We start from the raw sequence: 22,873 nt of genomic DNA, 5'->3' as shown, positions 1-22,873 counted from the left end.
ATCCATTTGATATGGGGCGCGTATACATTGAACACAACAAAAAGCTGCGTATTCTAACAGGTAATTACAGATCGTGAATGTTGGATGTGACACTCTATCGCTAGAGTCAATAGTTCTAAAAATAATCAAAATCACATTTTCATAAAATAGTCATATTCAGGGCAGAGAATACACAAACAATAATTACTGTTATTCAGGGTCTAACCATGAACACGAATACATCGACAGTATCTGCTCCAAGTTCAATCGATACTCCTCCACATCCACTGTTTAAACCATTATTTCTTGGTGTAGTCATTGCCGCCTTGATTTATATCGGGATTGAACTGGCAGCTGATCTTGCCAGTGCACCGCCGCTGACTTTTTTACCATTCTTGATGCTTGGGCTGGCTTTGCTGATTGCCCTTGGTTTTGAGTTTGTGAATGGCTTTCATGACACGGCAAATGCGGTTGCAACGGTTATTTATACCAATGCTTTACCAGCTCCAGCAGCAGTAGTTTTATCAGGTGTTGCTAATTTCACGGGGGTGATGCTGGCGAGTGGGGCTGTTGCGTATGGTATTCTTGCACTGTTGCCTGTAGAGCTCATTTTAAACGTGGGCAGTAGCCAAGGTTTTGCAATGGTCTTTGCATTGCTACTTGCAGCAATTATCTGGAATCTGGGAACTTGGGCATTGGGTATTCCTGCCTCAAGTTCACATACCATGATCGGTTCTATTATCGGTGTAGGATTAATGAATCAAATCCTGGCGCCCGCTGGCATTGCATCAAGCAGTGTCGATTGGGGACAGGCGCTTAAAGTTGGTAAGGCATTATTATTCTCACCACTACTTGGTTTTGCGGTTGCTGGAATCTTATTTCTTTTATCGAAGCTGTTATTCGCACGTAAGCCAGAGATGTTCGAACCACCAGTAGGTAAAGAGCCGCCACCATTTTGGATTCGTATCTTGCTGGTATTAAGCTGTGCGGGTGTCAGTTTTTTTCACGGCTCAAATGACGGTCAAAAAGGCATGGGTTTGATCATGCTTATTTTGATCGGTATTGTGCCGATGGCTTATTCTTTGAATAAAACCATGGATGCAACACAGGTACAAGCTTTTGCTGCGTTGTCTGAAAAAACCGCAGTTATTTTGTCACCGACAACACCAACCATTGATTTGACTAAATCACGTGATGTGTTAACTCGGTATCTTCAAGATCATAAAGTGACGCCAGAAGTTTTACCTGCAATCTCTGTGGTTGCAACTGATGTCAGCCATGCTGTTGCTCATTATGGAACTTTTGATAAAGTTCCAGCAGATGCGACACGTAACTTACGCAATGATATGTACTTGGCCAGTGCGAGCATGAAGCGTCTGGATAAAGATAATGCATTGCCTGCGATGACTGCTGATCAAAAAGAAGTGATTAAAGCCAATGGTCAAAGTCTTGATCACACGACTCAGTTTATTCCGACTTGGGTCAAAGTGGCGGTTGCATTAGCACTGGGTCTGGGAACGATGGTGGGCTGGAAGCGTATTGTGGTCACGGTCGGAGAGAAGATTGGTAATACGCCGTTGAACTATGGTCAAGGTCTTGCAGCTCAATTATCGACGATGGCAATGATCGGTGTTGCTGATAAATTCGGGTTACCTGTCAGCACGACCCATGTCTTGAATGGCTCTGTGGCCGGAACCATGACCGCGAATCGATCCGGTTTGCAGTGGAGTACGGTCAGAAGCATTTTATCGGCTTGGGTATTGACCTTACCCGTTGCGATTACACTTTCAGCGACACTGTACTGGATCTTTGTACAGTTTGTTTAAAGCGTTAGATGTAAAAAAAGCCTAGCAATTGCTAGGCTTTTTATGCTTAATGACTCTTTCTAAATACCCGTTGTTTCTCGCGATTCCAATCGCGATCTTTTTCAGTGGCGCGTTTGTCATGTAGCGCTTTACCTTTCACGAGTGCAATTTCGCACTTCACATATTGCCCTTTCCAGAAGCTGGCGAGCGGTACGCAGGTATAGCCCTTTTGATTGACTGCAGACATCAGTTTATCGATCTGACGGCGAGACATGAGGAGCTTACGTGTACGTGTTGCTTCAGGATCAATGTGCGTGGACGCAGACCAAAGAGGGGTAATCTGAGCGTTGAATAGGAATGCTTCGTTATCGCGGAAAATCACATAGCTTTCCGAGATCGTCATTTTACCTGCGCGTATCGCTTTGACTTCCCAGCCTTGCAAGACCAGACCCGCTTCAACTTTATCTTCAATAAAAAAGTCATGGCGAGCCTTGCGATTTTGGGCGATCGTACCGCCCGATGTTTTATCTTTACTCATGGTTTTTCTGTAAATCTTCTCTGAATGCTACTCAATATGTCTATATTGGATGTTAAATCATAAATAGTGCGACATTGTGCCGTAAGTTCTGCAGTCGCGTTGCATTTTTTGGTAAAAATTTGGCTACAAGATGTGATTTAGCGGTGATTAATCCGCTATTTAATCACGTTAGTCATTTACTGTACTCAGTTTCTTGCTAACATGTTGGCATTCTAACGTATTGCAGAGTCTCATGATGACCCGTGTTATTTATCCTGGAACTTTTGACCCGATTACCAATGGACATGCCGATTTAATTGAACGCGCTTCACGCATGTTTGACGAAGTGGTCGTAGCCATTGCAGCAGGTCATCATAAAAGCCCTGTATTCGACCTGAATGAACGCGTTGCACTGGTCCATAGCGCCATTGATCATCTACCTAACGTCAAAGTCATTGGCTTTAGTGGGTTGCTGGTCAACTTATTTCAAGAGCAAAGTGCGACAGCGGTGCTACGTGGTTTACGCGCTGTCTCTGACTTTGAGTACGAGTTCCAATTAGCGAATATGAACCGCCAGCTTGATGCGCATTTTGAGACCGTTTTTCTCACACCATCTGAGCACTTATCTTTCATTTCATCGACTCTAGTTCGTGAGATTGCTCGATTAGGCGGTGATGTTGCCAAGTTTGTACCTGTTGCTGTGAATGCAGCTTTCGCTGAAAAACGGGCGAATGGTTGGGCGTAAAAGGGCTTATAATGAGCGCATGCTATTAAGCAGGTCTATTGTTACTCATGTCGTTAAAAATCACTGTCGAATGCATCAATTGTGATGTCTGTGAGCCTGTATGCCCTAATCAGGCAATTTATATGGGTTCTGAAATCTATGAAATTGATCCTGATCTCTGCACAGAGTGTGTAGGGCATTTTGATGTCCCGCAGTGTCAGTTGTTTTGCCCTGTCGATTGTATTCCTCTAGATCCAGATCATGCCGAGACGCAAGATGAGCTCATGGCAAAATCATTGCGACTCAAAGCGCTTGCATCTTAAGCCTAAGCCCTCCTTTTGCTGCTTTAAAGTCTAGATTCATATTCCGTAAAAAATAAATGCAGTTTAATTCACATCAAGCGGCTTGGTTTTGCTACTATGCGCGCGCAAAGTGAGCTGGACGGTCGCCGCTGATGAAATCTTCGGATTGAAGCAGGGGAGGAAAGTCCGGGCTTCGTAGGGCAAAGTGCCAGGTAACGCCTGGGCGGTGTGAGCCGACGGATAGTGCAGCAGAGAGTAGACCGCCGAACGACCCGTAAGGGTGCGTGGTAAGGGTGAAACGGTGCGGTAAGAGCGCACCACGAGTCTGGTAACAGACCGGTACGGTAAACCCCACTTGAAGCAAGACCAAATAGGAATCCATGGCGTGGCCCGCGTCGGATTCGGGTAGGTTGCTTGAGCGTATTGGTGACGATACGCCTAGAGGAATGATCGTTCACGACAGAACCCGGCTTATAGGCTCACTTTGCACTAAATTTATAAGGTGATGTTTGTTCAAGTTTTAAACGCTTAAAAACAAGCATGCAAAATAACGCATGGCTTGTTGATCTTTTAGGCGTTTTAGCTTGACGAAGCGCCGCGTGGTCGGCATAATGCCGTCCTTCAAAAGTTCTGATTCATCAGTTCTGGCTATGTAGCTCAGTTGGTTAGAGCACCGCACTCATAATGCGGGGGTCGCAAGTTCAAGTCTCGCCATAGCCACCATTATACGTTTCACGCTAGTTCATACTAGACCGCAAAGCCCTTTACCTACTTGGTTTAGGGCTTTTTTGTTGTTCATTGTAGTAGTCTGCTGACATTGATGAGGGTATTTATCGAGTTGTGTACCAAGGATCAGAAGCCGTTTCGGGCTTAAACTTACAAAAGATGTATTACGGATCTATAAACGATAGCAAGATACGTTTAATCTTAAAGGGGGGGGGGGAGACGGATCATCGGCCCGAGCTGTTCTATCCAATGTAAAGCACTTGTTCCAGTTTGCACAAAGCAGGTTAGATTTCATGAATCTATTAAATAAATTGTTTGCCGAAGCGAATATTGCACAAGGTACGCCAAAACGTGTATCCGCGCGTGTATTACTAAACGAGGCTGGAAAAGTGCAAGATGTACGGATCAAGCAAGGTTCAGGTGATCCTGCAATTGATCGGCAGGCGATGAGTGAATTAAAAAATGCTCGTTACGCTCCGTGTCGATTAGGCTCAAAGGCAGTTCGAATCTGGTATGACGTGGTTTGGACGAGCCATAATCAACCATAATTAAAGTTACCCCCAATGCTTGCGGGTAAGCTTGTGGATAACAAAGGGTGGAACACGTGGAACGTTTGCTGTGTCAAGCTGTAAACATTTTGATTGAAATCTGATCTGTCGTGCGGATAAGTTTGGTCGACCTAATTCGAAGACTATGAGGCATGCCAAGACGTGTAATCAGATGACGGTTTAGGGAAAATATTGTTAATGCGGTGGATAAATCATGGCTGGCTCAATGATCCGCCATGATTTGAATCGGGTTCGTAATCAAAATTGCTTGAAAGTGCATCAGCCCTAAATTTAAAAAGCGGTTTTGGCGATAGATTCTTCATCACAAATAATATCTGAGACGGGGTGCTTGTTGATCGGCTGTACGACATCGTAACGTACTGATTTTTGTGTATGGCCTTCAGCGTAGTGTCTGAGGAAGCAGCGCATTACGTGGCTCACACCATTGCTATTCACTTCACGCAAATCATCTTCATAATATTTGCCCAGATTAAAATTACCGGTGATAATTTCGTAGGATGGGAAGTACTCAACCCAGTCGTATTCACGAGAGGCGGTTTCTGCGGCAACGCGCAAAACAGATTTGCTATACGTTGTGGACACCAAGACATGTTGTTTTTCAAAAGTTGCAATCAGTGGCACGGGGGAGACCGTCAGCAAAACTTTGATTTTGGCGTTGACGGATTTGAGCCTTTGTAAAAAAGCATTCAAGTCAGCCATGACTTCGATTACAGAGAAGTTCTTATACGCATAATCGGTTTCATTAAAACTCCCTCCTGAAACACCAGGCGCCAGAGGAAATACATCTCCACTGGTTTTGCTCATCCAGCCTTCAGTAAGGCCCAAGGTATACACAAAGACATCCGCATTAAGAAACATGTCTTTCACATGTTTCAGATGTTTGCTGCGCTCTTCAAGTACACCTTTTGCGTCTTTGAAGCCTTGAGGCTCGATATTAGGTCTGAATGGATCGATATAACGACCATCTTCTCTCAACCAAGGTAGTTCACTTGAGGCACGTGTTTCAAAAGCCTCATCAAACAGCTGTACCAACTGGCGTACGGTGTAAATATTGCCATATCGAGCCGAGAACATGCCGAATCCGCGTTCTTTGCGCTCTTGATCGCTGAGTCCCTCACCTGATTCGGGAACATAATAATTAAAGCCGATGGCTGACAAGCGCCGGGCGATATGTTGTGCAAAGCAACTGCCTGCTGTGGCAATTTTTTCATCTTTACGCAGTCTAAATTTGGGCTGAACGATAGGGTCAAAGGTATGATAATCCGTCGTTGAAATAGAGCGGCGCCAAAACTGAAAGTTTTCTAAACCTTTATATGGATTGCTCATATTTACGCTCCGCAATATATTTCATTGCATTTTCATATGGATGTACATATTGATCATGAATCATTAAGGCATCGGCATTATATTTTTCATATGCGCCAAAGCTACCCTCAAGAAATTCATCTAAATCAAATAGCTTATATGCGCTGATGGGTTTAAAAAGATATGAGCCATCTTTAAGTCCAAGATTTTCTGCAATTTCCGGATAAATAGGGTAGATCGGACCTACCGCCAAATTATCATGGGGTCTAATCGTGGTCTCAAAGTGCTTACCGCGAATTTTTCGGGCAATTAGCGTTGCAATATCATAGATTGCATTCACTTTGGGGTGATTGCCACTATACATAAAGCTACCTTGTCTTGCCCACTGGACAAAACTATTTCTAATATCGAGATCAAAGTCATCAAATCTTCTGAAAAGTTGTTCTTTCTCAGCTTGCCAAAAGTTATAAAAACCTACGGCTTGGTAGACTTCGTTGTTGTATAGATTTCTCGTTTGATCGATGGTTAGATTCGATTTATAGGCTGCGAAAGCCAAACATGAATTATATTCGTCCATGGGGGTCTTGATATGCCCGTCAGGACTCGTGACGTAGCATAAATCCGGATGGAAAGCGCGAAATAAGAAGCTTGGGAACCATGTGATATTCTGATAAGGACTTAGATCAATCACATTAATATGACGGATATCCGCAAGAATAATCAGTTGGTCATACTCCGGGAGCTTTGCTTCCCAATATTCCCGATTTTTAGTCAGTTGCCAAATATCACACGGCTCTACGGTGACATTCGCACATAGTAAACTTAAGGAGTTCGCAATCCCGACCGTTTGGCAATTAGAAATGACGATCCATTTTTCTTCCCGATCAGATTGATCAATCTCTTTTATCAAGTTTATGGGTGCTGTCTTCTGAATTACTGTATTTGAAACCTCGGGTATTGTTTTAAATTCAACAGTTTCCAACTGTTGAATTGAAATTTTCTCTTTATATTCGCTACTTTGTAGAAAGAAAGCTCTTAGTGTTTCAAGATCCTCATATTGTTGCTGATGGGCAATTGCTTCTTCTGATTCTGGTTCTCGCCCCAGTATTAATCGATAGCACCATATTACTTCATCCCTAGTAACCATAAACTTAACCTCTATAGCGAATTGGCAATGGGCTCAACGACGACCATCTTGGGAGCATTGATGAGAGTAAGTTGTGATGGGTTAGAGGTTAACGGTGTGATCTCAATCATTGATACATTAATCTCGGTATCATTATTGACCCAGATTCTGACTTCAAGGTCATCACAGATTTGGTCGATAAGAATGGAGAATGTAATAAAGTTTCCTTTGGCATCAGGGGTATTTAAATTGACTTTTTTAAGCACAGTTTTGGCGTGATCGAAAGACACGTCCGCCCAAGCCCCCGAAAGACCGCTTTTACCTATGGTCCCGCGAATCGCGACGTTGTACTGTCCCTCAGGAATTTGAACGTAAGGACCGTAAATGAGCCAACCCGCTGTTCCTGTGCTACTGATACTATCACTGCTTCTCTTACCGACTTTAGTTCTAAGTAAGCTACTGTTTCCTCTAAAGCGGTGAACATTGCTTGGTATCCAGTTTTGGCTCCATTGGTTACTTAAGACAACATTCAACAGACCTTGAGTACTTTGTTTCCAAGTCAGCCAAGGCATCACATCTGATTGAGGAGCTTTGCCAATGAGATCAAGTTGCAACCATTCCTGTATTGCTGTTGCTAGAGAACGAGGTGTCTCACCTGAGAAGTAAAATGCATGATTTCCTGCGACTTCAGCAAAAACGGGAATATCTCGTACGATGAGAGGCAGTTCGTGTTGTGCTGCTTCAATCAGCGGTAAGCCAAATCCTTCGGCAAAAGAAGGCGCAATTAAACATGTTGATGCGGCATAGATTTTCTCAAGATATTCATCGCTAATGCCCTCAAGCCAGAAGAAACGATGGCCGCGTTCTTTGTGCGTCTCTAATGCATAAATAAACTCAGGGCTGACCCAGCCACGTTTTCCTACAATCACAAGATTAACATCTTCATTCTGATCCCATAACTGGGCAAATGCCGCCATGGTCTGGGCGTGGCCTTTACGCGGCTCAATAGTACCTACGATTAGGAAGGTTGGGCGTAAAGAAAGTGCATTGAGGGTACGCTGGGCATTGGCAGGTAGCCCCTTAGACGGTGTTGAGCCTGCAACATCTGCACCTAAATGGAACCATCCAATTTTAAACGGTCTCATCCGTTTTTGACCAAAGTTATCTAGCCATTCAACTAATTCATCTGCAACAGCACGAGAAATACAAATTGCACCGTCACCTTGTGTAATGGCCTCAAGCCAAGACTTAAATTGATCCGATGTGCCTGAAGGGAAGAAGTTCGGTTGGAGAATCGGGAGTAAGTCATAGACCAGAGTGTATCGAGGAACACCAATCTGTTTAAGGTAATTAAAGAACTTACTTTGTTGGGTTGCAACTTGGAAATGAAGGTCAATGATTAAGAAAATATCACCTGCAAAGACTTCAACCGGCGCATCTACCAGACTGTCGCGAGGACACTCGAGGAATTGCAATGAAAATTGCCGTGCATAGTGATAACCCTGCTGATTTGGACGAGCATAAACGGGCTCAATTTTATAACCAGCAGGTGGATTGGTTAGTAGTTCTAACAATATGCTGCGAATAACACGTTGTATACCTGTTTTAAGATCAGTTTCAACCAATGCAGAAATGTCTAGAAATAATTGTTTGGGTTCGGTTGGTGAGTGGTTTTGACAAATTTCTTGTGCTAATTGAAGCCAGACTCGGGGATCATTTGATATTCCACCGTGGGTCACGAGTGTCTTGATCAGGTTGTCATTGTTGGTGAGAGATTGCTCATAATGATCTTCGATTGCACGTGCATACTGCTCTGCACATGCGCGGGGCGTGTGATTGAGGCGTATATTTTGCCGTGCTAAAGTACTGATCAAGTTTCGCTGATCGTGATCTTTCCAGAGAGTTTCCAGCGCCTTAGTGAGCTGTGTGTTTTCGAAGTCATCATCCAGCATCCAAACGGCATCTTGAGGAAGCTCAGCCATAGAGCCATTAGCATTGGCAATACAGGCTAATCCGTAATTCATGCAGTCCAGAACTGCAGCGGAAGTTTCTCCGCGGGATTGAGTTCTTAATTGAACCCCTAAGTCTGCCGCAGCTAAATATTGTCGAAATTGTAAGGTACTGGCCCAGCCTGTGATTTTAATTCGATTAGAAGCATCGCTATCTGCAATGGTCTCAAGCAGATCTTTGGTATAGCTTGAATTCGATGGTGCTTCACCGACAAAAATCAAATGACAATTTTTGTGCTTGGATAATTTAGAGTCTAGCCAAGCATCTAATAATCGTTTGTTTTGTTTGGTAGGCCCCAAGAGTCCGAAACTACAAATCACGAAGGCATCTTCAGGAATATCTAATGCTTGTCGTGCTTCCGTCCGATCAATGGGTTGTGCCGGTGCTCTGAGTAAAGGGATAACTGACCAATTTTTAACAAAATCTTCGCCTAACCACTGAGTCCCCAGTTTTTTGGGGCTGTTGGAATGGACGATAACACCTTGGGCGCTTTCTAGAACGCTTTTATTACAAGGGTATTTCCATACCGCATCTTCTTGCGATTTAGAATAAATTTTAACGGCATTATAACCATGGGAATGGTACAGCTCTTTGGCCCAACCTCTGGGTCTAAATCCTTGTAATTCCATGTGACCAACAATTCCGCTGATAAAAAAGTCGTGCAATACGACAATTCCAGGGACTTGTTCGATTAAGTCAAACATATATTGATGAAATTCTGAGTTACCAAAATGATAAATCACGCGATCATAAGATTCAGCATTACGTGCAAGCCATTCAGCATTTTTGATTGAACTACTATCCGCTACCCAAGAGCTCAAGATTACATCTTGTTCTACGATGACATCGATATCATAGAAGCGTGATAACTCTGGTAAAAGTTCAGCACTATAATCAGAAATTCCGCTACGCAAAGGGGGGAGCGGGGAAACGTAGGCAAGTTTAGGCCGAATACGTGGAGGAAGTGCAGAAGCTTTTTTCTTTAAGTCGAGATCTGTTTCATGGAGTTCTTCAAGTGCCACAAGGGTTCTTTTTGCACATTGATCCCAAGAAAAAGATTTAGATTGTTCAAGGGTATGTTTGGCTAGATTGGCTTGATAGACTTTGTCGGATAATACTTTCGAGATTTTATCTGCAATATCCTGATCATCCAAGGGATCAAACAATGCATCAGTACGACCAATCGTTTCTGCAAGACTAGTGGTATTGGCACCGATAACAGCTGCTCCGCAAGACATGGCTTCAAGCACAGACATATTGAAGCTTTCTACAGCAGATGGTGCAATGAGTGCCTGACATAAATTATAGAGTGTGATGAGGTCTTCGTTCGGAATAAATCCTGTTACAACGATATTTTCACTGCACAAACCAAATTGTTTGACTAGCGTTTCTAGACCATGACGTGCTTTTGATTTGGCTTCGCAGACAATGATGAGCTGATTATTTTTACGTACTTCTTCTGGAAGCAGGGCAAATGCGCGAATAGTCGCTTGTACGTTTTTATTGGGTTCAAGTCCACCGACATACAGAATAAAGGGTTTGGAGATACTGTAGTGCTCAAGAACAGAGGTCTGAAGTGTACGAGGAATCTGAGTTTTTTGAAAACGTGCGTCTGTTGCATTGCCGATATTGACAGATTGCGAAGCAGGTAAACCTAGATATTCAATACTTTCATTACGCGCGAGCTCCGAGGTCGATAAGAGGAGATGTGCACGTCTAAGCTGATCAAGTTTGTTTTCATACCATGATTCGATCATCTCATGATCGAGAATTGAACGCTCTAAATTAGAGGTTTTACTAGTAAATAATGTTCGATCATAGAGACTTACTGCGGTGGGCGTTGTGTGATTAAACAAACCAATGGTTGTGACCGCTGAATCATAAAGTCCTTCAAAAAGACTAGTGATGAGAATCACATCAGGTTTTAAATTGGCAATAAACGCTTCACGAATCAGTTCAGCCGCTCTTTTGAATTTTGATTTTTTGGTATCAATAGGGTCACTAATATCGGGTGTATGCCATATTCTGATTTGCTCTTGGGGAAGGAGTGAGTCAAATGCTGCTCGGATAGGTTCAATGGTTTCAGGGAATAGTCCATTGAGTGCCAATATGACCTCATGCTCTCCTTTATTGCGCAAGATGGCTTGCGTCAGCGATAAACAATAGCGTCCAATCGCTTGTTTGGTATCGTTGCTTTGAACACCTTGCAAATCAATAACGATACGCATTATGTGACCTTCCTTGAGCTCATTTCGGCTGCGGCTTTAAACTTATAATAAATATTTTTAACACTGGTCGAAACGAATAAAAGTCGTTCCGTATCCGAGATCATTCCCTGTATGGCAATGTCCAGTTCGAGTGCGATAGCACTGTCATGGCCACCTTCGGGTGAAAATCGTAGTTGTTTAAGAATACCTAGCTTACTCTCACCATTGTTTAACTGCTGTAAGTTTGATTGCAAGCCACTTGGATCCGGTGGCCTGCGAAGCAACGCTTCATAAGCATAGTGAACAAACTCATCATCGTTAAATTCTAATAATGAGTTAAGAGTAAGTGTTGTATTTGGGCTTGCTTGAATTGGCATTTTCATTTCCCCTAGCGATAGATCGTGAAACTTTAAGTTGCTGCACTACGTCTATTCCTTGAAACTAATTTCAAAAAATGTAGCTAAAACTTTAAAATCACCATCTAACTTGATACATAAATTTTTATCGGTCAGTTAAAATAATCGTTCTTTATTACTATAATTTTCACAGCACGCTTTCATCTATAATATTTATTGATCTTGCATTATTTTAGTAATATGAACTTTCCTTGCTTTAACTGATTCTAAAACTAGATATCTATCAATGTATAGCCCTAAAGCTCATCAAGAGTCAAATCTTTTGGGTAGAATGGTAAATAAATATATCAAATTTGTAATAAGTGAAGGCTATAGGCGTTTATTTAAAGTAATTTAGTTTTTTTATGTATGTTTGTGTAACTTCGATGCTGGGTTTTTGTCAGCGATTAGACATTTCTCGTTTTTTAAAGCTTTGGCTGAGTGCGTGGTATGTAGAGTTTTTGTTTTCTGAATATCAATCAGCAATACTCGAAGAATCTTGAAAGTCTACATAGCTCTCAAGATTTGAAAGCTATGTATGTTGTTGTTTTGTATTATATTTATTTCATTACGAGACTGTAGTCACTGAAATCAATATTCTTCATTTGATTTTGGTATTGGGTGGCAAAACCAGGATACATGGTTGAATTAAAGCCATCATCTGTCAAATACCAACTTTTACAACCTGAATTCCAGTTGGTTTTGGTTAGACGTTTTTGGATTTTTTGATTATATTCAGCTTGGATATTAGGCTTGACATCCAGTAATTTTATTTTTTGGTCGATGATGGTTTTGATCACGCGAACTGCATAATCAATTTGCGACTCCATATAGACCAAGGCGGAGTTGTGTCCAGGGCCTGAATTGGGTCCAAAGGTGAAGAACAAATTTGGGAAACCAGAAACATTAATACTTTTATAGGCTTGTGCTCCGCGAGACCATTCTTCAGCTAAATTACGATTATTGATTCCTGTAATTGGAAATGGTGTGCCCGATTTACTGACATCAAAGCCCGTTGCAAATACGATGCAATCGACGACATGCTCTACCCCCTCCATGGTCTGTATGCCATTTTCAGTGATTTTTACAATTGGCCAAGTAATGAGTTTGCAGTTGGGTTGTTGTAGGGCCGGGTAGTAGTCATTGGATACCAATACACGCTTGCAACCAATTTTGAAGTCTGGCGTGAGCTGACGGCGTAACCAGACATCTTTCACTTGGCGTTTCAGATGACTTTTGGCCAATTGCTCTGCAACTTTAGTTAGGGGAGAGTTCCAAATGACTGCTAAAGCCATAGATTCATGGGTCCAGTACAGTGCCTTTCGCATAGCCGTTTGCGTGGCAGGCAATTTACGGAAAATGATTTTGTTCCACTCTGGTGTTTTGTAATCTGGGCGTGGCGTTACCCAACCTGGAGTACGTTGGAATACTTTGACGAATTCCGCAGTTTTTACCAGTTCAGGAATGATTTGAATCGCACTTGCACCGGTGCCGATGACTGCAACACGCTTACCCTCAATCTGATAATTATGATCCCAGTTTGCACTGTGGATTTTTTTACCTTTAAAGCTTTCTAAACCTGCAATTTCGGGGAAGCTAAAATTAGACAAGGGGCCCGCCGCAGAAATAACTGTACGGGCTTGGTAGAATTCACCATCGATCAGAGCAATCGTCCATAGGCCGGTCTGCTCATCAAAGCTTAAGCTGGCAACATTCTGGTTAAACTTAATCAGATTGCTGAGTTTGAAATGATCAACCAGATAATGAATATAGCCTAGGATTTCAGAACTATTGGAAAAGCCACGTGACCAGTTCGGATTTTGTGCGAATGAGTAGGAGTATAGATTTGACGGGATGTCACAAGCTGCACCTGGGTAGGTGTTATCGCGCCAAGTGCCACCGACTCTATCTGACCTTTCGATGATCAACAGGTTTTCTAGACCCGCTTGCTTTAGGCGGATTGCGCTGCCTAATCCTGCAAACCCAGCGCCAATGATTAATGTGTCAATGATAGCCAATGCTTTCTTGACAGGGGGTGTCACTTTTTTGCTGCGTGTTTGACGTGGCTTTGTTGAGGCTGGTTGTGGGGTGCTTTCAACGGTGGTCGCACTTAAATGGGCTTGTGAATTCATAATCATACTCAGAATTAAAAATCTGAAAAGTTCTAAAAATAACTCGCACTAACTTGCAATTGGGCATGTCGTGCTCAATCGCAAGAGAGGCGTTTAATGTGGTTTCTATCTAATCAAAACGAATGATGTCATTCATTATTAATGAATAGCACTGGGTTCATAGGTGAGCTCTTTAACCCAACTTGGCATCTCAGGCATCTTATTGGCAGGAAGCCGATCTGTTGCTCTGACCATTGCATCTACAGGGATGTGGTAGGTTCGGTTTTTACGATTGACCACCATCCGCGCATTCCAATTGATGATCTGATACCAAGGATTGCGACGACCCTCTGCGGTACGACCAGCAATTTTTTCAAACTTACGCATGGCGGCATAGAGTTTTTCTTCGGGAAGTCCCATCTTGATGACGTTATCACGCATTTTATTGAGGAGCGGCAGGTATGCGGCGATGCCCAATAACAAACGTGGATCGATAATCCGTGCCGCCATTTTTGATAGTTCAATCAGTGTTTTGTTGTAGCCTTGGGCTTCCATGACCGAGAAACCGACACCCAAGTGGCGTGATTCATCATCATTAATCAAATCGAAAGCGCGGTGACAAATAGGGTCTTCAACGGTTTCAAGCAAGAAGGTACATAGCGCCCCATCTAATGCGACTTCAAGCATCGGAATCACTGCACCGAGCACGTAAAAGGGCATTTTATCGGCGTAGGTATCGAGCCATTTGATAGTGAGGCGTAAATTTTTGTTTGGTTCAGGGATTACATCACCATCCAGCATGCCCCAACGTTTCATGAGTGCCATTTCAGCATTGGCATGGCGCTGTTCTTCAGCATGAAAGTGACTATACATTTGTTTTAATGTTTCAGTTGGCGCTTTCTTTGACATGGCAGAAAAAGCACGTGCACCGATGTGTTCAATCCACATGAGATCAGCCATAAAGGGTTTGAGTTTTGCATAAAGCTCTGGATTGCCCGTCACGAGTTCTGCACCAGGGGCGTCCCAATCAATATCGGACAGTGCCCATTGGGTTGCTCTGACTTTAGCCAGCATTTTGTCGAGATCAATAGAGGCCATGATTATCTCCGCATTGCAAATATCATTAAGGGGGTGGTGGAAGCCGTTTAGTCAATTTGTGTCACGGCTAGAGGATTGCGTTATGCTATTTCGCATTGACTGAAGCGCTGTAATCGTCTTAAAAAATTTGTTTCTTCAAGATTTTGACCATGTGCCGATTTACTCATTAAAAATCTGGTATATGATCAAAGTGGCAATTGATCCAATCCTATATAAACCTCAGAATAATCCGACTCTCTGTTCGGATACAAGTCGGTTCCATTATGGTCAGAAAACCTAAACAGCAACGCGCAAAAGTTACCGTGGATACGATTATTCAAGCGGGGTTTATTGCGGTCTCTCAAAGCGGAATACATGGGGCAACAACACGACAAATTGCTGAAATATCAGGAATTGGAGTGGGATCGCTGTATGAGTATTTTGAAAACAAGGAAGCCATTTATCAGGCGATGAATCAGCACTTTGTGAACGATATTGTCGATATGCTGCGTAAGCTTACGCCTAATCTTGTTCGGTTAAATTTACACGATGTTGTCGAATTACTGCTGAATAGTTTTAGTGATCTGCTGCGCAAGGATGGTGGAATTTACTTGAAATATGTGCGCTATTCGCGTTATTCCCCGCTGATTGAAACGGCACTGATGGAGTTTGCAATGCGTTATGCCATGCATAATCCAAAATTTCTACGTCTCGAAAATATGGCGACGATCAATTATATTTGTATTACTGGTGGGATTTTTAGCGTGATCCGACATCTCAGTACGCCAACGCCCAATGTGACATTTGATCAGCTACTTGAAGGTTTAAGTCGTATGACAACGAGTTACTTTGATGCGGAATTTGCGCGTTTAGATCAAGTTGAAAAACCGGGCCATTAATATAATGATTCTAAGCGCGTTTTATCGCGCGTTGTAAAATTGCGTGCGTCGCTGGATTCTCATAAAAAGGTTTGAATTGCCGAGTGAGAATCTCGCGAATATAGCCATGTTCATCGAGCACTTGAATGACAGGCGGGGCGAAGCGTGATATTTCTGCAAGCATATGGTTACGCGTGACACCGACATCTTCTAGCACTTCCGTAAGCGGAATATCTTCATAAGCATTATAAAAAACATCAATCCCTGTATTGATCAGGCGCTGTATGTATTCGGTCTGGCGAATTTTACGCCATTCGTTATAACCAAGCACGAGAAACTCTTCAATGTCCAGCGGATCTAAACCCTTGGTAAATTCTGAAACGGATTCATCACGCACTACTTGCCAGAGTTGCCAAATTGCATCATGCCAGACATTTTCATCTAACTGAGCCAAATCTGAACAGCTTTTTTTAATCGTTTTGGCGACCGCTTGACGCAGTGTACGTTCTAACAGTTCTTCTTGTTGACGGACTCTGCTGTTTAGTTTCTGACGGACATTGGATTTGAGTCGTCCCCGGAATCCTTGCTGATCCTCAACATCGACATTGGATGTCAGTTCTTGCAGCCAATTTGGTGATCGTTGGGCAATTTGTTGTTCAATGAGAATCAGGACATGATCTGCAACAAACTGATGCAATGTGACGCTATGACCAATTTTATCGAGAATCAAGCGGCGAAACTCACCAAGCTCGACAATTTTGTTCAGCCATTGCGACGCACTATTATTGCTGAGTAACTCTTTGAGTTTCGGTGCGTCTTTTTGAGCCGTACGATGAAGTTGTTGCGCCATGTCTCCGGCAAGAGCAATGACGCCAGCACCAAGATTTAGCTCAAAAGCAAAGACACGGACGACATCTTTAAGCGCTTGACGACTGACCACTTCGCCAAGAGGGATTTCGTCCGCTTGAGCCATCAACATATCCAGCTCGGCCGCAGCGAGATCAACAAGGCGTTCGTCGAGTAGGCGTGAACGCGCCTCCTCGACTTGCGCAGCTAATAATTCATCTGCGAGCGCTTTTACGGTAGCGTTTATTGTATTGTTGTCCATAAAAGTACTCTCTGCCTCGCTATTCATTAGCGCTCATTATTCGCCAGCGGTCCAACCATTGACCAGTGGGTAGCGCCGCTCACGGCTAAATGCACGCCCACTAATCCGTGGGCCGAGTGCAGACTGCTTGCGCTTGTGTTCATTGCGATCCACGAGATGAATCACATGTTGAACTGTTGCTTGATCAAAACCTTGTCCAACCAATGCATCCAAACTCATATCACGTTCAATATAGCCGTAGAGAATCGCATCCAATACATCGTAAGGCGGTAAAGAGTCTTGATCCGTTTGCTCAGGGCGAAGCTCTGCTGAAGGTGGACGGGTTATCACACGCTCAGGAATAACCGGTGTTTCTTCTAAAGAGTTACGGAACTTAGCGAGTTCGTAAACTTGAGTTTTATATACATCTTTTAAAACATCAAAGCCACCAGCCATATCGCCATAGAGGGTTGCATAACCAACGGACATTTCTGACTTATTGCCTGTGGTCAGTACCAATTGACCAAATTTATTGGATAGCGCCATAAGCACGGTGCCACGAGCACGTGCTTGAAGGTTTTCTTCAGTCGCATCAACAGGCGCATCAGCAAACAAAGGTGCCAGAGTCTGTGCAAAGCCATCGACAATGCCATGAATTTCGGCAACGTGATAGGCGACGTTCAGGCGCTGTGCTTGAGCTTCCGCATCTTCCATACTGATCGCGGCAGTATAGCGATAAGGCATCATGACCGCATTGACCCGATCAGCACCGAGTGCATCGACGGCAATAGCAAGGCATAGTGCCGAGTCAATACCACCTGATAGTCCAATAATGACACCCGGGAAGCGTGAGTGATTCACGTAGTCGCTGACTGCAAGAACGAGGGCTTGATAAATTTCTGCGACTTTAGGCAGCGGTTTTAATGCTTCTTGAGTCACAAAGGTGTTTTGTTCAAGATCGAAATTCACCAGTAGTAATTCAGCTTCAAAGCGTCCTGCTTCGGCCGCAACCTGACCATCGGCGTTGATGGCGAGTGATCCACCATCAAAGACGAGATCGTCTTGTGCACCGACAAGATTGACGTAGGCAAGTGGGATTTCATTTTCTGATGCACGGCGGGAAAGTAGTGTCCGACGTAGTTCTTGTTTACCGATTTGGAAAGGGGATGCATTAAGGACTAATACTAGATCAGCACCATTATCTTTCAATGTTTTGATCGGTTGACGATGCCAAATATCTTCACAAATCAGTAGACCAACTTTGCGACCACTGATTTCAAAGATCACGCTGTCCGTGCCTGCATCAAAATAACGGGCTTCATCAAAAACACTGTAATTCGGCAGTTTCTGCTTATGATAGACGCCACGCTCAGCACCGTGGGCGAAAACCCCAGCGCTGTTAAAACGTTTTTTGTGGGCGGTATCATTAAGTGGGTAACCTACCACAATGACGATGCCTTCGATTGCCGCAATTTGTGCCAATGCTGCATGAACACGTGGGGTCAAACTGGGTCTAAGCAAGAGATCTTCAGGAGGATATCCCGTTAATGCAAGCTCTGGAAATACAATAATTTGTGCGCCTTTTTCCCGTGCTGCATTGGATTGTTCGATAATTTTTTGGGTATTACCAGCGATGTCGCCGACTAAAAAAGCAGATTGTGCTAAAGCAAGGGTTAAAACACTCATGTTTTATAAAAATTCCAATAAAAGCGTACCCTTTAAATGGGTTGCTGTGACTATAATTTAATGTACCCCCACTATATCGCAGGCGACAACATTTATACAGAAATTGCAGGTATGATTTTTGGGTAAATATGTGACCTTTGGGTTTAAGTCAGATCATTTTAGTGTTGATAGATTAACACTGTATTCAATGTGGATTAAAGGTGAAAGTAGATTAGTATGCTGAAATTGTTGATTATTGCTGGTGTTATTCTTTATCTTGTGCGCGTGATCTGGCGCATGATGTCTCCCGTCTTGCCCCCAGAACGTGAAGCCTTGGAGTTGAAGGCGTGTGCGTTTTGCAATACCTTGATCCGTGTTGATAAAGGGGTGAGTTTACGTGAGCATTTTTTTTGTAGTCGTGATCATGCGAACCGTTTTTTTCAATGATGGAGTCATTTAAAGTTGTTTAATCCATGGAGAGAAAAAGCACAGTCATTAAAGCGATTATTTTTAAAGCCCTTCAGCGCATACGTCTTTAAACAATCAGCGCCTTTTATGAATGTATTCAGACCAACATGCCGGACTTTGACCGTGGGTGAGGCGGCTCTAGCTCGCTCTGTCTTTGGTGAGAATTTGGATCTGGCAACGATTCGTTTATGCAGTAGTCGATTGATTCTTAAAAATTATGCGATGAGTCCCAACGGTTCGGTCTACTTTCATCCTGAAGATTTAGTGGATGATTTTAGTGTATTGTCGTTAGAGCTGCAGTCATGGTTGATCCATGAACTCACCCATGTTTGGCAGGTGCAGCAAGGAATGAAAGTGGTTAGACGTGCGCTATTGAATCGGCGTTATCGCTATGTCCTTAAAGAAGGGAAGGCCTTTTTACAGTATGGGATTGAGCAACAAGCACAAATGGTGCAGGACTGGTTTCTCCGTAATGCAAGGAATGAGCCTTGTGCGGATTTAAAGGCGTGTTTACCCTTTTAGGATATTATTTCCCCAGAGTTTGTATCAAATTTTCAGTTGTCATAATTTTCGCATATTCGCCATCTAAATTCGCAAGTGACATATCGTGAACTTCTTCCGCGGTACGAGGCCTGCCACTGTAATCGTTCTTTGCAAAAGCAAATGTCGCATCGGCAATTATGATCGTATTAAATCCTAAGTTTCCTGCACTGCGGGCTGTGGCTTCGACTGAATTGTTGGTGCTGACTCCGACTATGACCAGATTGCTAATATTGCGTTGATGTAGCCAGCGTTCTAACCCACTTTGGATAAAGGCATCGGGTATATTCTTTTCAACGACATGCTCATGGGGCAGGGGCGCAAGCTGGGGTTGAAAATCTGCTGATGGCTGATTGGGATAGAACGATGAGTTTAAAGACCGGGATATATGACGAATATGGATAATCGGCTGTTTTTCTTGCCGCCACAGCATCAATAATGTAGCAATATTCTTTTCAGCAGTCGGATTATTTCGCATACCAGCAGTTGGAAGACTCATGCCGATTTGCATATCGATGATGATGAGCGCGGTTTGGGTACTGGACAAGATCGTTATCCTTTCTTCTGGTGAGTGAGCTGAGTTTTAAAATAAAAAAGACTGCCGGAGCAGTCTTTTTTATCACAGCCAGTGCTGTTTACACTAGCTTGATTATAAAATCAGCGCTTGTCGAGTGGTGTAAAGTCACGTTGCAATGAACCGGTATACAGTTGGCGTGGACGGCCAATTTTGTATGCAGATGAGTGCATTTCCAGCCAATGGCTGATCCAGCCTACAGTACGCGCCAGTGCGAAAATCACTGTGAACATGCTGGTTGGGATGCCAATTGCTTTCAGGATGATCCCTGAGTAGAAGTCGACGTTTGGATAAAGTTTGCGGTCAACGAAGTACGGGTCGTTCAGCGCGATTTCTTCCAGTTTCATGGCCAGTTCTAACTGTGGATCGTTGATGCCAAGCGCAGCCAACACTTCATCACAGGTTTCTTTCATAACTTTTGCGCGTGGGTCAAAGTTTTTATATACACGATGACCAAAGCCCATCAGTTTTACTTCTTTGGTTTTTACTTTTTCCATGAATTCTGGAACTTTATCGACAGTGCCGATTTCGTCCAGCATTTTCAATACGGCTTCGTTTGCGCCGCCATGTGCAGGACCCCACAGTGCTGCGATACCTGCCGCGATACATGCGTAAGGATTTGCGCCAGTAGAGCCTGCAAGACGTACTGTTGATGTTGATGCATTTTGTTCATGGTCTGCATGTAGAGTGAAAATACGGTCCATTGCTTTTGCAAGGATCGGGTTCACTTTGTAGTCTACATCGGCAGGAACAGCGAACATCATATAGAGGAAGTTCTCAGCGTAGTTCAAGTCGTTGCGTGGGTACATGAACGGCTGACCGACTGAATACTTGTAGCACATCGCAGCGATCGTTGGAATTTTTGCAACGAGGCGGATAGCCGTAATATTACGATGGTCAACATTGTTGACATCTAATGCGTCATGGTAGAACGCTGACAGAGCACCAACAACACCACACATTACGGCCATTGGATGCGCATCGCGGCGGAAGCCGTCGAAAAATTTACGGATTTGATCGTGAACCATGGTGTGGTTGGTCACGAGTTTAACGAACTCTTCTTTTTGTTCGCTTGTTGGCAGTTCGCCATTCAATAGCAGGTAACAAACTTCTAAATAGTCTGACTTATCAGCCAGTTGTGCGATTGGGTAGCCACGATGCAGCAGGATTCCTTGATCGCCATCAATGTACGTGATTTTGGATTCGCAGGCTGCAGTTGCCATGAAGCCAGGGTCAAATGTGAAATGATCTTTTGCTAAAATGTCTTTGACATCAATCACATCAGGACCAAGCGTGCCGCTATAAATCGGTAGCTCAATTTGTTGTTCGTTGAGCGTGAGTACGGCTTTTTTGCCAGTCGAAGTGCCAGACATTTGGAAACTCTCCAGAAACGATAAACCAGAAAAATGATTGAGAACAAAAGTTGCAGATCGCAAACGTATATCAAAATCGAATTAAATCAACACCGAATTAAAGCAAAAGTACATTCAATCAGCGACCTTCACGACGCGCAGATGCGGTAAACACAGAGGTTTTTGAGGAGGACGCATAAAACAGTGCGCTAATATTACTACAAAAACAATAAAAAGCGGCAACTGATCATTCAAACGATGTGTAAGAAATTCTGTTTACAAGATAACGCGCATCTGCGCGTTGATAAAATACTTTAGTCATTTAGTCTGGTGATATCGTTTTTTTGAAAAAAAATATAGATCGTTAATTGGTCGAATTTCAGGGAGAGTGCACTGGATCAATAAAATTGGGTCAGATGCATCGCTAAAAGAGTGATCAGAGCCTACATTAAGTCATTTGTAATTATTTGTGCTACTCATTATACTTTCGGGGCGTTTTAGACCAGTGTGGGCTTCATTGCTGATAGTGGTACTTTTGAAGCGTGTTTGGTCTTTTTTAAATCTAAATTCCCTTAACCCCAGTGGTTAGCTGCTCGCATGGATTCAGATCCAAGTAGCTTATAGCTAGGTACTACTACAGGATGATCGCCTTGAAAAGCAAAAGACCTGTTAATTTGCCACTAAGCCAAGTCATTAGTGTCAATTTAAAATCGCCAGTGGCGATTGCGTCCATTTTACACCGTATCTCTGGTGTTGTTCTTTTCCTATTAATTCCCGCTTTACTCTATGTGCTGCAACGTTCATTGGCATCGCCGCAAGAGTTCGATGTTGTCCATAACGAAATTTTCGGAAATATTTGTGTCCGTCTCATCGTTTGGGTATTCCTTGCTGGTCTGATTTACCATTTATTTGCAGGCATTAAGCATTTACTTGCTGACGTTGGTGTGGCTGAAGAGCTGCAAAGCGGTCGCAATGCATCATGGATCATGCTTGCTTTGTCGGGCATTGGTATCGTCGCAGCTTTCATATGGGTGGTGCTCTAATGAATAGTGCAACAGGATTAACAGGTCTAGGTTCACGCGATTGGGTTGTGCAGCGCGTTTCGGCGATTGTGCTTGCGTTATATACCCTCGTTGTGTTCGGTTGGGTTCTTTGTCATTCATTAAACCATACGCTTGATTACACGAGCTGGTACGGTTTCATGATGACCTTACCGATGAAAATCTTCAGTTTACTAGCGATTCTTTCTTTAGCGGGTCATGCTTGGATTGGGATGTGGACGATTTTTACCGACTATATCAACAGTTCAGTTGGATTGCGTTTGGTATTACAAACAGCGACCGTCATTTCAATTGTGGTCTTTGTACTTTGGGGTGTCCAGATTTTCTGGTAATCAAAAAGATATCAACGCTATACAGGTTTAAGGAGAGTATTTGTGGCTGCATTGTCCAAAGAT

20 protein-coding genes, 1 tRNA gene and 1 other RNA gene are annotated in these 22,873 nt (G+C 43.3%); 11 read left to right on the top strand and 11 right to left on the bottom strand.

The window, feature by feature from the left end; all coding sequences use genetic code 11:
* Positions 1–206: 206 nt before the first annotated feature.
* A complete protein-coding gene (locus ACLHG7_RS15080) occupies positions 207–1,805 on the top strand; it encodes an inorganic phosphate transporter (RefSeq protein WP_410211803.1) in 1,599 nt (532 codons plus the stop codon).
* A gap of 46 nt (positions 1,806–1,851) precedes the next feature.
* Here the strand turns inward: ACLHG7_RS15080 and smpB are convergent, their stop codons facing one another.
* Positions 1,852–2,322: an SsrA-binding protein SmpB gene (gene smpB / locus ACLHG7_RS15075; RefSeq protein ID WP_410211802.1), complete on the bottom strand. Its 471-nt coding sequence runs from the start codon at positions 2,320–2,322 to the stop codon at positions 1,852–1,854.
* Between the two features lie 232 nt (positions 2,323–2,554).
* Here smpB and coaD point away from each other — a divergent pair, with 232 nt between their 5' ends.
* The 5 genes from coaD to ACLHG7_RS15050 all read left to right on the top strand — a co-directional run bounded on the left by coaD (position 2,555) and on the right by ACLHG7_RS15050 (position 4,601).
* On the top strand, positions 2,555–3,046 hold the full coding sequence (coaD, locus tag ACLHG7_RS15070) for a pantetheine-phosphate adenylyltransferase (protein ID WP_410211801.1): 492 nt from the start codon (positions 2,555–2,557) through the stop codon (positions 3,044–3,046).
* Between the two features lie 47 nt (positions 3,047–3,093).
* A complete protein-coding gene (locus tag ACLHG7_RS15065) occupies positions 3,094–3,348 on the top strand; it encodes a YfhL family 4Fe-4S dicluster ferredoxin (RefSeq protein WP_114898241.1) in 255 nt (84 codons plus the stop codon).
* Positions 3,349–3,454: 106 nt separating this feature from the next.
* An RNA gene (gene rnpB, locus ACLHG7_RS15060) (RNase P RNA component class A) lies at positions 3,455–3,817 on the top strand.
* A gap of 156 nt (positions 3,818–3,973) precedes the next feature.
* A tRNA-Met gene (locus tag ACLHG7_RS15055) sits at positions 3,974–4,050 on the top strand.
* Positions 4,051–4,346: 296 nt separating this feature from the next.
* On the top strand, positions 4,347–4,601 hold the full coding sequence (locus ACLHG7_RS15050) for a TonB family protein (protein ID WP_410211800.1): 255 nt from the start codon (positions 4,347–4,349) through the stop codon (positions 4,599–4,601).
* Between the two features lie 291 nt (positions 4,602–4,892).
* Here the strand turns inward: ACLHG7_RS15050 and ACLHG7_RS15045 are convergent, their stop codons facing one another.
* From ACLHG7_RS15045 to ACLHG7_RS15020, 6 genes are all read right to left on the bottom strand, one after another.
* The gene (locus tag ACLHG7_RS15045; RefSeq protein WP_410211799.1) at positions 4,893–5,948 is read right to left on the bottom strand and encodes a GSCFA domain-containing protein; all 1,056 of its coding nucleotides are present in this window, start codon (positions 5,946–5,948) and stop codon (positions 4,893–4,895) included.
* Entirely contained in the window at positions 5,932–7,074 is a 1,143-nt protein-coding gene (locus ACLHG7_RS15040; RefSeq protein ID WP_410211798.1) for a WcbI family polysaccharide biosynthesis putative acetyltransferase, read from the bottom strand. Before ACLHG7_RS15040 ends, ACLHG7_RS15045 begins: the two co-directional genes overlap by 17 nt.
* 11 nt (positions 7,075–7,085) lie before the next feature.
* Positions 7,086–11,291 carry a glycosyltransferase gene (locus ACLHG7_RS15035; protein WP_410211797.1) on the bottom strand — a complete coding sequence of 1,402 codons (4,206 nt, stop codon included), beginning with the start codon at positions 11,289–11,291 and terminating at the stop codon, positions 7,086–7,088.
* Entirely contained in the window at positions 11,291–11,647 is a 357-nt protein-coding gene (locus ACLHG7_RS15030) for a DUF4214 domain-containing protein (RefSeq protein WP_410211796.1), read from the bottom strand. The genes ACLHG7_RS15035 and ACLHG7_RS15030 overlap by 1 nt, the downstream gene beginning before the upstream one ends.
* A gap of 578 nt (positions 11,648–12,225) precedes the next feature.
* The gene (locus tag ACLHG7_RS15025; RefSeq protein ID WP_410211795.1) at positions 12,226–13,797 is read right to left on the bottom strand and encodes a flavin-containing monooxygenase; all 1,572 of its coding nucleotides are present in this window, start codon (positions 13,795–13,797) and stop codon (positions 12,226–12,228) included.
* 138 nt (positions 13,798–13,935) lie between these two features.
* A complete protein-coding gene (locus tag ACLHG7_RS15020) occupies positions 13,936–14,874 on the bottom strand; it encodes a ferritin-like domain-containing protein (protein ID WP_410211794.1) in 939 nt (312 codons plus the stop codon).
* Positions 14,875–15,134: 260 nt separating this feature from the next.
* Between ACLHG7_RS15020 and ACLHG7_RS15015 the strand changes: the two genes are divergently transcribed.
* Positions 15,135–15,752 (top strand): TetR/AcrR family transcriptional regulator, encoded by a 618-nt coding sequence (locus ACLHG7_RS15015; RefSeq protein ID WP_410212042.1) that lies wholly within the window; start codon positions 15,135–15,137, stop codon positions 15,750–15,752.
* A gap of 10 nt (positions 15,753–15,762) precedes the next feature.
* Here ACLHG7_RS15015 and ACLHG7_RS15010 read toward each other — a convergent pair whose 3' ends face one another.
* Together ACLHG7_RS15010 and ACLHG7_RS15005 are read right to left on the bottom strand one after the other, a co-directional pair.
* A complete protein-coding gene (locus ACLHG7_RS15010) occupies positions 15,763–16,839 on the bottom strand; it encodes a hypothetical protein (RefSeq protein ID WP_410211793.1) in 1,077 nt (358 codons plus the stop codon).
* A 36-nt stretch (positions 16,840–16,875) separates the two neighbouring features.
* Entirely contained in the window at positions 16,876–18,504 is a 1,629-nt protein-coding gene (locus ACLHG7_RS15005; protein ID WP_410211792.1) for an NAD+ synthase, read from the bottom strand.
* Between the two features lie 216 nt (positions 18,505–18,720).
* On the opposite strand from ACLHG7_RS15005, the gene ACLHG7_RS15000 reads away from it, so the two are divergent.
* Both ACLHG7_RS15000 and ACLHG7_RS14995 read left to right on the top strand, forming a co-directional pair.
* Positions 18,721–18,930, top strand: coding sequence for a hypothetical protein (locus tag ACLHG7_RS15000; protein ID WP_410211791.1), 210 nt, complete (start codon positions 18,721–18,723; stop codon positions 18,928–18,930).
* Positions 18,931–19,038: 108 nt separating this feature from the next.
* Entirely contained in the window at positions 19,039–19,473 is a 435-nt protein-coding gene (locus ACLHG7_RS14995) for a type IV secretion protein Rhs (RefSeq protein WP_410211790.1), read from the top strand.
* Between the two features lie 4 nt (positions 19,474–19,477).
* On the opposite strand, the gene ACLHG7_RS14990 is transcribed toward ACLHG7_RS14995, so the two are convergent.
* Positions 19,478–20,038: a cysteine hydrolase family protein gene (locus ACLHG7_RS14990; protein WP_410211789.1), complete on the bottom strand. Its 561-nt coding sequence runs from the start codon at positions 20,036–20,038 to the stop codon at positions 19,478–19,480.
* Between the two features lie 110 nt (positions 20,039–20,148).
* Positions 20,149–21,438: a citrate synthase gene (gltA, locus tag ACLHG7_RS14985; RefSeq protein ID WP_410211788.1), complete on the bottom strand. Its 1,290-nt coding sequence runs from the start codon at positions 21,436–21,438 to the stop codon at positions 20,149–20,151.
* Positions 21,439–22,058: 620 nt separating this feature from the next.
* Here gltA and sdhC point away from each other — a divergent pair.
* Both sdhC and sdhD read left to right on the top strand, forming a co-directional pair.
* A complete protein-coding gene (gene sdhC / locus ACLHG7_RS14980) occupies positions 22,059–22,460 on the top strand; it encodes a succinate dehydrogenase, cytochrome b556 subunit (RefSeq protein WP_410211787.1) in 402 nt (133 codons plus the stop codon).
* Positions 22,460–22,810 carry a succinate dehydrogenase, hydrophobic membrane anchor protein gene (gene sdhD, locus ACLHG7_RS14975; RefSeq protein WP_410211786.1) on the top strand — a complete coding sequence of 117 codons (351 nt, stop codon included), beginning with the start codon at positions 22,460–22,462 and terminating at the stop codon, positions 22,808–22,810. Before sdhC ends, sdhD begins: the two co-directional genes overlap by 1 nt.
* The last annotated feature ends 63 nt before the right edge of the window (positions 22,811–22,873 follow it).

Source organism: Aquirhabdus sp., assembly GCF_046462495.1.
Lineage (GTDB): Bacteria > Pseudomonadota > Gammaproteobacteria > Pseudomonadales > Moraxellaceae > Aquirhabdus.
This window is presented reverse-complemented; position numbering and strand designations above follow the sequence as displayed.

What these genes read in the sequence shown, in the direction of transcription:
- ACLHG7_RS15080 (WP_410211803.1), top strand. Translation starts at nt 207, where the DNA reads ATGAACACGAATACATCGACAGTATCTGCTCCAAGTTCAATCGATACT.
- smpB (WP_410211802.1), bottom strand. Translation starts at nt 2,322, where the DNA reads ATGAGTAAAGATAAAACATCGGGCGGTACGATCGCCCAAAATCGCAAG.
- coaD (WP_410211801.1), top strand. Translation starts at nt 2,555, where the DNA reads ATGATGACCCGTGTTATTTATCCTGGAACTTTTGACCCGATTACCAAT.
- ACLHG7_RS15065 (WP_114898241.1), top strand. Translation starts at nt 3,094, where the DNA reads ATGTCGTTAAAAATCACTGTCGAATGCATCAATTGTGATGTCTGTGAG.
- ACLHG7_RS15050 (WP_410211800.1), top strand. Translation starts at nt 4,347, where the DNA reads ATGAATCTATTAAATAAATTGTTTGCCGAAGCGAATATTGCACAAGGT.
- ACLHG7_RS15045 (WP_410211799.1), bottom strand. Translation starts at nt 5,948, where the DNA reads ATGAGCAATCCATATAAAGGTTTAGAAAACTTTCAGTTTTGGCGCCGC.
- ACLHG7_RS15040 (WP_410211798.1), bottom strand. Translation starts at nt 7,074, where the DNA reads ATGGTTACTAGGGATGAAGTAATATGGTGCTATCGATTAATACTGGGG.
- ACLHG7_RS15035 (WP_410211797.1), bottom strand. Translation starts at nt 11,291, where the DNA reads ATGCGTATCGTTATTGATTTGCAAGGTGTTCAAAGCAACGATACCAAA.
- ACLHG7_RS15030 (WP_410211796.1), bottom strand. Translation starts at nt 11,647, where the DNA reads ATGCCAATTCAAGCAAGCCCAAATACAACACTTACTCTTAACTCATTA.
- ACLHG7_RS15025 (WP_410211795.1), bottom strand. Translation starts at nt 13,797, where the DNA reads ATGAATTCACAAGCCCATTTAAGTGCGACCACCGTTGAAAGCACCCCA.
- ACLHG7_RS15020 (WP_410211794.1), bottom strand. Translation starts at nt 14,874, where the DNA reads ATGGCCTCTATTGATCTCGACAAAATGCTGGCTAAAGTCAGAGCAACC.
- ACLHG7_RS15010 (WP_410211793.1), bottom strand. Translation starts at nt 16,839, where the DNA reads ATGGACAACAATACAATAAACGCTACCGTAAAAGCGCTCGCAGATGAA.
- ACLHG7_RS15005 (WP_410211792.1), bottom strand. Translation starts at nt 18,504, where the DNA reads ATGAGTGTTTTAACCCTTGCTTTAGCACAATCTGCTTTTTTAGTCGGC.
- ACLHG7_RS15000 (WP_410211791.1), top strand. Translation starts at nt 18,721, where the DNA reads ATGCTGAAATTGTTGATTATTGCTGGTGTTATTCTTTATCTTGTGCGC.
- ACLHG7_RS14995 (WP_410211790.1), top strand. Translation starts at nt 19,039, where the DNA reads ATGAATGTATTCAGACCAACATGCCGGACTTTGACCGTGGGTGAGGCG.
- gltA (WP_410211788.1), bottom strand. Translation starts at nt 21,438, where the DNA reads ATGTCTGGCACTTCGACTGGCAAAAAAGCCGTACTCACGCTCAACGAA.
- sdhC (WP_410211787.1), top strand. Translation starts at nt 22,059, where the DNA reads ATGATCGCCTTGAAAAGCAAAAGACCTGTTAATTTGCCACTAAGCCAA.
- sdhD (WP_410211786.1), top strand. Translation starts at nt 22,460, where the DNA reads ATGAATAGTGCAACAGGATTAACAGGTCTAGGTTCACGCGATTGGGTT.